9 protein-coding genes are annotated in these 6,941 nt (G+C 36.0%); 7 read left to right on the forward strand and 2 right to left on the reverse strand.

Annotated features, from left to right (window positions below):
* The 3 genes from AVJ20_RS17460 to AVJ20_RS17470 all read left to right on the forward strand — a co-directional run.
* Positions 1-297, forward strand: a 297-nt coding sequence (locus AVJ20_RS17460) for a hypothetical protein (protein ID WP_162689807.1), incomplete at its 5' end; no start/stop codon positions are given.
* Positions 298-997: 700 nt separating this feature from the next.
* Entirely contained in the window at positions 998-1,942 is a 945-nt protein-coding gene (locus tag AVJ20_RS17465) for a replication initiation protein (protein ID WP_111886096.1), read from the forward strand.
* Positions 1,939-2,226: a hypothetical protein gene (locus tag AVJ20_RS17470; protein WP_111886097.1), complete on the forward strand. Its 288-nt coding sequence runs from the start codon at positions 1,939-1,941 to the stop codon at positions 2,224-2,226. Before AVJ20_RS17465 ends, AVJ20_RS17470 begins: the two co-directional genes overlap by 4 nt.
* A 224-nt stretch (positions 2,227-2,450) precedes the next feature.
* On the opposite strand, the gene tet(39) is transcribed toward AVJ20_RS17470, so the two are convergent.
* Complete coding sequence (gene tet(39) / locus AVJ20_RS17475) at positions 2,451-3,638, reverse strand: tetracycline efflux MFS transporter Tet(39) (RefSeq protein ID WP_046267530.1); 1,188 nt, start codon at positions 3,636-3,638, stop codon at positions 2,451-2,453.
* Positions 3,639-3,703: 65 nt separating this feature from the next.
* Here tet(39) and AVJ20_RS17480 point away from each other — a divergent pair, with 65 nt between their 5' ends.
* The 3 genes from AVJ20_RS17480 (at position 3,704) to AVJ20_RS17490 (ending at position 5,259) form a co-directional block, all read left to right on the forward strand.
* Complete coding sequence (locus AVJ20_RS17480) at positions 3,704-4,345, forward strand: TetR/AcrR family transcriptional regulator C-terminal domain-containing protein (protein WP_004787586.1); 642 nt, start codon at positions 3,704-3,706, stop codon at positions 4,343-4,345.
* A gap of 323 nt (positions 4,346-4,668) precedes the next feature.
* Positions 4,669-4,965 (forward strand): type II toxin-antitoxin system RelE/ParE family toxin, encoded by a 297-nt coding sequence (locus AVJ20_RS17485; RefSeq protein WP_004787583.1) that lies wholly within the window; start codon positions 4,669-4,671, stop codon positions 4,963-4,965.
* A 3-nt stretch (positions 4,966-4,968) separates the two neighbouring features.
* Positions 4,969-5,259, forward strand: a complete 291-nt coding sequence (locus AVJ20_RS17490; RefSeq protein ID WP_004787581.1) for an addiction module antidote protein — start codon at positions 4,969-4,971, stop codon at positions 5,257-5,259.
* Between the two features lie 60 nt (positions 5,260-5,319).
* Here the strand turns inward: AVJ20_RS17490 and AVJ20_RS17495 are convergent, their stop codons facing one another.
* Positions 5,320-5,622 carry a hypothetical protein gene (locus AVJ20_RS17495; RefSeq protein WP_111886098.1) on the reverse strand — a complete coding sequence of 101 codons (303 nt, stop codon included), beginning with the start codon at positions 5,620-5,622 and terminating at the stop codon, positions 5,320-5,322.
* A 212-nt stretch (positions 5,623-5,834) separates the two neighbouring features.
* Between AVJ20_RS17495 and mobQ the strand changes: the two genes are divergently transcribed.
* Positions 5,835-6,941, forward strand: a 1,107-nt coding sequence (gene mobQ, locus AVJ20_RS17500; protein ID WP_162689808.1) for a MobQ family relaxase, incomplete at its 3' end; no start/stop codon positions are given.

Consider the following 6,941-nt stretch of genomic DNA (forward strand, 5'->3'; position numbering starts at 1 on the left):
CCAGCGGATTTTGTAGAAAAGGCAAAAGAAGCAATTCAAAAGAGTAAACCTGACTTTGCAAAACGAGTAAAAGAAGTGCTATTCAATATTCAAGTTGAGAACAGCTATAAAAATCAACTAGAAAGAGAAGCTTTACAACGTAAACTTGATCAACAAGAGGAAGAACGTAGACGTAAGATCCATGAAAAAAATGAACAAATAAGACAATTGCATCTTGCTGAAGTAGAGTTTTCACGACGAAAACAGCCAAAAAATGAAAATAATGGCTTTGATAGCAAAAATGACTTCGATAATTAACCGTAAATCGCTCTATTTTGCGTTTTAAGGCATATTTGATCTTTTCTGCATAAAAGTATAGTTGAAGTAAGTAAAACCTCTTAGAACGCAAATAGTGAGCATTTAGCGAGTGTCTACGAGCGCCACAATGAAAGTTTGCCTATTTCCCCCCTCTGAAAAACTGTTTTTACTGAATTACAGTAAATTTTGCTTAGCGAGTGTCTACGAGCGCCACAATGAAGCTTTTGCTTTTCAAAAAGCATGAGCGAAGCGAATGCATTATTCATGCTTTTGCTTTTTGAATTCTAGATGAGTGAGGAAAAAACTGCCCCAACGAAGCGAGAGAAACGAGCTTCAATAGAGTACGAGCTTTAGCGAGTACCAAGGGCAGTTTTTATAGCCCGAATTTGAAAAAAATTCCCTTTTATTCTTTTAAAAAGCTTTTAAAAGCTTTTAGACCCCCTTCTAGCCCATGTATAGCAAGGCTTTCAGACTTTAAAAAAGTACTTTTGGAGGACAACTAAGTACTTTTGGAGGACAAAAAGCACTTTAAAAAGTACTTTTGGAGGACTTTAAAAGTACTTTTGGAGGACAACTAAGTACATTAAATAAATTGTACTTTATTGTTAAAAAAGTACAAAAATAATAGTCAAATAATAATCAGATTGCTATATTCGAGTACACCATATTTAAAGTACCTTAAAGGTATTAAAGTTAACTTATGAATGAACAAAACAAAAAGACCTATCCACCATCTTGGGTAGTAATGCAAAACAGTATTCAAGAGTGCTTTAAAAGTATGAGTATTGATGAGAAACGTTTATTAATTCTCGCAAGCCCAATAGCTAGGACAACGAATGCAACAGAAAAAGATGCCATAGCTATTACCGCCGAAAAATTTGCTATGGAATGTAATATAAAAACCCATTCAGCATATAAATCACTTGTAGATGCAAGTAAGGCTCTTATTAAGCGTTACTTCTGTTATCTAGATGAAAAGGGTCGTAAGACATACTGTAATTGGGTTATTCGAGCTAGATATGAAGATGGTTCTGTATCTATTTGTTTTCCAGATGAAGTTCTTTTGATGCTTAAAGAGTTTGATAAGCTAAATCCTTATACCAAGTATAAAAAAGATATAGTTCTGAAATTAAAAAAAGACTATTCATTTGATTTCTATCATTTAGCAAAAAAACATCAAGCTATGGGACAGTTTGAAATGTCCTTAGAATTGATAAAAATAGAATTTGGCTTACCTGAGTCTTATCAGGACTTAAGTAATTTAAAAAAACGTGTGATTACACCTTCATTAAAGGAAATCACAGAAAATACAGATATAAACCTGACCTATGAGAATATAAAAAGTGGGCGTTCAGTTGTTGGCTTTAAATTTATAGTGAAAGAAAAACCTAAGCCAAAACTCACAGCACCAACAAGAGATACAAAAACCATAGATATGTTCTGCAATCTATCTGATGCTCAAATCAACAAGTACAGCGCTATTTTATCTCAACTTTCTGAACTATCAGACCTCAGTAATTTTCCTGATTATGCTAGTTTTGCCCTTTGGATTAGTGGCATCTTACGAGATCCAAAAAGTGTAAGAGAAGAAACAGCTAAACGAATTTTTAAATCTCTGCATAGCAAGACGGATTTCAAACCATGAGAACTAGAGCTGAATTAGCCGCAATGAGTTGTGAAGAACTCAAAGACTATGAACAAAGTTTACTTGCACTCTGGACGCCAAGAATGGCTCTTGAAAGTGACATTGAAAGGTTACGCACTCATCGCAGCGAATTATTGGAGATTTTTAAAAAATTAAAACATCCTGGCGTTCCTGAAAATGAACGTTTAAAAAACTCTATTTTATCTCTCAATAGTAAGATTGAAGATTTAGAAGATGAATTAGATGATCTTATTCAAGACGAACGCTTAAATCATACTGACTAAATTATTCAGTTTATTTAATTAAAACTGTGAAACATTGATTAAACATTAGGCGTGGAACATGAAAAATCATAAAAAAAGCCCGGTCATGGAAACTCGGGCTATCAACTAGGAACTACAGCGTTGAATTATAAGGATAATTATAAAGCATTTCGTATAAGGTGTATTATGTTAATTTTAGATAAACTATAGAATCCATTAGTTTTTAAACCAATAAATTAAATATTTTATGGAACTCCAGAATATTTATTCAGGCGATACTTAAGCAATAAGGGTAGGGTGATTACATAAAGTATTGCAGCTAATGCCCATACCATTCCAGGAGCTGATGCCTGAGTCATAAAATAGAGGCTAGTAACTAATACAGGACCAATTATAGCCCCCAGACTATTAAAACTGCTTAATAGCCCTTGTAATTCACCTTGTCTTTCATCACTAATACCTCTGGACATCATTGCTTGCAAAGCAGGAGCGGCTACTCCACCAAGGGCAAACAATGGTAACAACGCAAAAGGCACCCATTCTTCAACAGCAATAGATAAAAGAAGTAAACCAATTGCATCGCAAGCTATTCCACATAACAACGTATTTTTCTCTCCAAACCTCTTTACCATAGGGGCGATAGCAAAAGCCTGTGCAATAGAATGGCATATTCCATAACTAGCAAGGGAAACACCTGCAATAAATATACTCCAGCCATAACGATCCTGCCCATAGATAACCCATAAAGTTGCGGGGACTTGTGAAACCAATGTGATAATTAAAAAGATACCAAGCAATGGAGCCATATTAGGTTGAGTGATCAAATAGGATAATTTCTTTAATATTGATTGCTCCTGAACCTTCTCAGTCATTTTATTGCTGTGTTTTGATTCTTTTAATAAGACTGCTGTCATTATTAAATTAATCCCATTCATAAAAGCAGCAGCAAAGAACGGTGCATGTAAGTTCCATTCACCCAAAACTCCACCTATTACCGGACCCGCTATAAACCCAATACCAAAGACAGCTCCAAGGAGACCAAACCTTTTTGCACGCTCATGGGCTGGAGTAATATCTGAAACATAAGCTGTTGCAACAGCCATGTTGGCACCTGTAATTCCCGCAAAAATACGACCAATATATAGCCACAATAGAGAAGGAGCAGCAGCCATTAGGAGATAATCAGCCGTTGCACCAGCAATTGAAATAATTAATACAGGTCGACGTCCAAATCGGTCACTCAACGCTCCAAGGATAGGTGCAAAAATGAACTGCATCAGAGCATACACAGCTAATAAAGCACCATAGTGAACACCGCCTGCTTCAGCTCCAGCCAATGACCGTAATAATTCAGGCAAGATCGGCATAATTAAACCAATCCCAACAGCATCCAGAAATATAGTGATTAAAATCACGCTCAATGATTTCTTCACAAATGCCTTCTCTAGCAATGATAGAATTAATATTCTCTCACACACTCCCTATCAGTGATAGATTTATGAGTAAAAAAGATATTGCACCTCAACGTCTGACACGTGAAATAGTCCTGCGTACCGCATTGGATATGTTGAATGAAGAAGGCATAGATTCAATAACCACACGCAAGCTAGCTCAACGATTGGGTATTAAATCTCCAACTCTATATTGGCATTTCAAGAATAAATCCTTGTTAATGGAAGCAATGGCGGAAACCATTATAAATGAACACCATTTAGTTTCTTTACCCATCGATGGGATGACATGGCAAGATTGGTTGCTCGCTAATTCTGTAAGCTTTCGTCGAGCACTACTAGCTTACCGTGATGGTGCTCGTCTACATGCAAGAACTAGCCCCAGTCAAGGACATTTCAACACGATTGAGGCCCAAGTTGCGCTGTTATCTCATGCTGGGTTTTCTCCTGTTGAAGCAGTTGCATTACTTATGACATTAGGAAGGTTTATTGTTGGGTGGGTCCTTGAGGAGCAGCAAGAAGAAATAAGATCAGACCCACCATTCGAAGCCGATCCAACTATATATCCACTCATGCTCCAAGGAGTGAATACCTTACAAAATATGAATGCGGATGACATTTTTGAAAATGGGATTCGTATGGTGATTATCGGTGCTGAAAGACAACTTGATATTAAAATGCAAACTTAACTCTATACTGCTTTAAGCAACTGTTCTATTTAGTAATAAAGCTTTTATCCTTAATTATTTAACATAATAGAGGTTATACGAAACGCAATTTAAAATATTATTGTTTTTCATATAGTTATAAAATTTTGACTGACTTCAAAAACAGTAAAAAGCCGACTTAGAAACAAGTCGGCTTTTTTATGAGCAGGTTTGATACCTTTTGCCAAGAACATAGGTTATTAAATAATCAATTGATAAAATATATTCTTATTATTTCATTTACTCATAAAATATATTCATTATAATGTTGTGTATTCGATCGAATACAATAAAGAGGAACTTTCATGACCGAGATTAAACGTCTCCCTGAATTTGATGAATGGCTAGATAGCATTAAAGACAGTATGACCCGTCTTAAACTGAATCGAAGATTAGATAAGGTTCAGCGTGGTAATTGGGGCGATGTAAAGCATCTTCAAGAAGGTGTTTGGGAAATGCGAGAGTTCTTCGGACCAGGTTGGCGCATGTATTACATCAAACATGGTGATGTAATCATTGTGATGCTTGGAGGTGGTGATAAATCTACACAGCAAAAGGATATAGAACGAGCTGTTGATTTATCAAAATCTTTAGAGGATTGAAAAATGGTTAAAATAGCTGATCTACCTAGCTTTGACATGGCAGAAGCACTTAAGAGTGAAGAAGATATTGTAATGTATCTTAATATGGTTCTTGAAGAGAATGACCCTGCTGAACTAGCTCATGCACTTGGTGTAATTGCTAAAGCTCGTGGTATGACTCAAATCGCTAAAGAAGCAGGAATTGGACGTGAAGCACTTTACAAAGCACTCCGTCAAGATTCAGCACCTCGTTTTGATACGATTAATCGTGTAGTAAATGCTTTAGGTCTAAAACTAACTGTGCAGAATGCATAACTATTAATAAAATTTTGTCTAAGTTCCATCTTATTTAACATAAAATCTCTTATGCGAAATTTAGGTCTTATCCCAAATAAATCCATTAAAAAGATCTTTATCTTTCTGCTTATTTTCTTCGGTCTTATTTTCCGTATTTAAAAATTGCTCAAAATCGGCTAATTGCTGTTTAAACGATTCATCATTTTTTAATTTATTTAAAGCCCAAGCTCCCAGTAGAATTTTACGTCTCGTATCATCTTTTCTTTGTTGATCAGAAACTTTCTTTTTTTCACGTGCAATAGCAGCTTTTTTCTGCTCTTTTAGCTGTTTTAAACGCTCTTCTTGTTTGGCAATTTTTTGCTCTAAATTATCAATACTCATACCATCACCGTATCAAGGAATCCCCCTCAAGCATAGGTCTGTTTGAATTGAAATTCAAGACAGCCCATGCTATCGTGGTTTTCCCGAAGGGCGCACTTAGCCATTGAACAAAGTTCAATGGTGCGACAAGGGGTAAATCCCCTTTGTAATCCCCTGACCAACCTATACAGGTTGGTGAAATTTGGTAAACCAAATTTAAGAGCAAAAGCAACATGGCGATATATCATTTTTCAGTTAAAACGATTAGTAGAAGTAATGGACGTTCAGCCGTTGCTTGTGCTGCATATCGTTCAGGTGAAAAATTGGTATGTGATTTCTATGGAAAAGAACAAGACTATACAAAAAAAACCGGTGTTGAATTTACAGAAATCTATGCCCCCGATAATACAAATACTGAGTTACTCAATCGCCAGATCCTTTGGAACGAAGTCGAAAAAGTTGAACGTAGAAAAGATGCCTTACTTGCAAGAGAGTTTGAGATTGCATTTCCAAGTGAGTTAAACGCTGAACAGCGTAAAAACATGCTTAATGAACTTTGCCAAGACCTCGTTAAAAAATACGGTGTCATCGTTGACGCTGCTATTCATGCACCTCATACAGGCAACGGAAGTGATGAACGCAATTACCATGCACACATCATGTTCACCACCCGAAGTATTAATGAGGATGGTGAGTTTTCAGCAAAAAAATATAGGGACTTCAGTCGTGACAATGGCACAGAAACGGTAAGCCACTGGAGAGAATCATTTGCAAAGTTATGCAATCACCACCTGGAACAAAATGGATTTGATGAACGTGTCGATCACAGAAGTTATGAAGACCAAAAGAGTGAACTTGAAGCCACACAACATGAGGGGCCGGCTGTAACATTCTTACGTAGACAATATGAACGAGAGCAAGAAAAACCTGAAAAAGAGAGAAACAAAAAAATTGTGATGCCCAAAATTGCACTCAAAAACAATAAAATCAAGGCATTAAACAATGAAAAGATTCAAAGTGATCAAATCATCAAAGGACTTGATCAGGAGATTCTACTTTCTGAAAATGTACTCGATAATTTAAAGGATCAGTACAGTAAAACAGATGCCGGCATCCTTCATGAATATAATGATTTAGTTGATAGACTATCAAAACACTTAAAAAAACGTGAATACGAAGCACTTGAAAAGAAAAACAATGATTTAGTTGATCAAATTCTTGCAGTCAAAGCAAAAGAACCACGATTTTTTGGTCGCCAAAAGTGGGTCAATGAACACAACGATCTTGTTACCCAATATCAAGAAAACCTTGCTCATATCGAACTGAATAAAAAATCAGAT

This window comes from Acinetobacter sp. CFCC 11171 (assembly GCF_003268405.1).
Lineage (GTDB): Bacteria > Pseudomonadota > Gammaproteobacteria > Pseudomonadales > Moraxellaceae > Acinetobacter > Acinetobacter amyesii.

What these genes read in the sequence shown, in the direction of transcription:
- AVJ20_RS17465 (WP_111886096.1), top strand. Translation starts at nt 998, where the DNA reads ATGAATGAACAAAACAAAAAGACCTATCCACCATCTTGGGTAGTAATG.
- AVJ20_RS17470 (WP_111886097.1), top strand. Translation starts at nt 1,939, where the DNA reads ATGAGAACTAGAGCTGAATTAGCCGCAATGAGTTGTGAAGAACTCAAA.
- AVJ20_RS17480 (WP_004787586.1), top strand. Translation starts at nt 3,704, where the DNA reads ATGAGTAAAAAAGATATTGCACCTCAACGTCTGACACGTGAAATAGTC.
- AVJ20_RS17485 (WP_004787583.1), top strand. Translation starts at nt 4,669, where the DNA reads ATGACCGAGATTAAACGTCTCCCTGAATTTGATGAATGGCTAGATAGC.
- AVJ20_RS17490 (WP_004787581.1), top strand. Translation starts at nt 4,969, where the DNA reads ATGGTTAAAATAGCTGATCTACCTAGCTTTGACATGGCAGAAGCACTT.
- AVJ20_RS17495 (WP_111886098.1), bottom strand. Translation starts at nt 5,622, where the DNA reads ATGAGTATTGATAATTTAGAGCAAAAAATTGCCAAACAAGAAGAGCGT.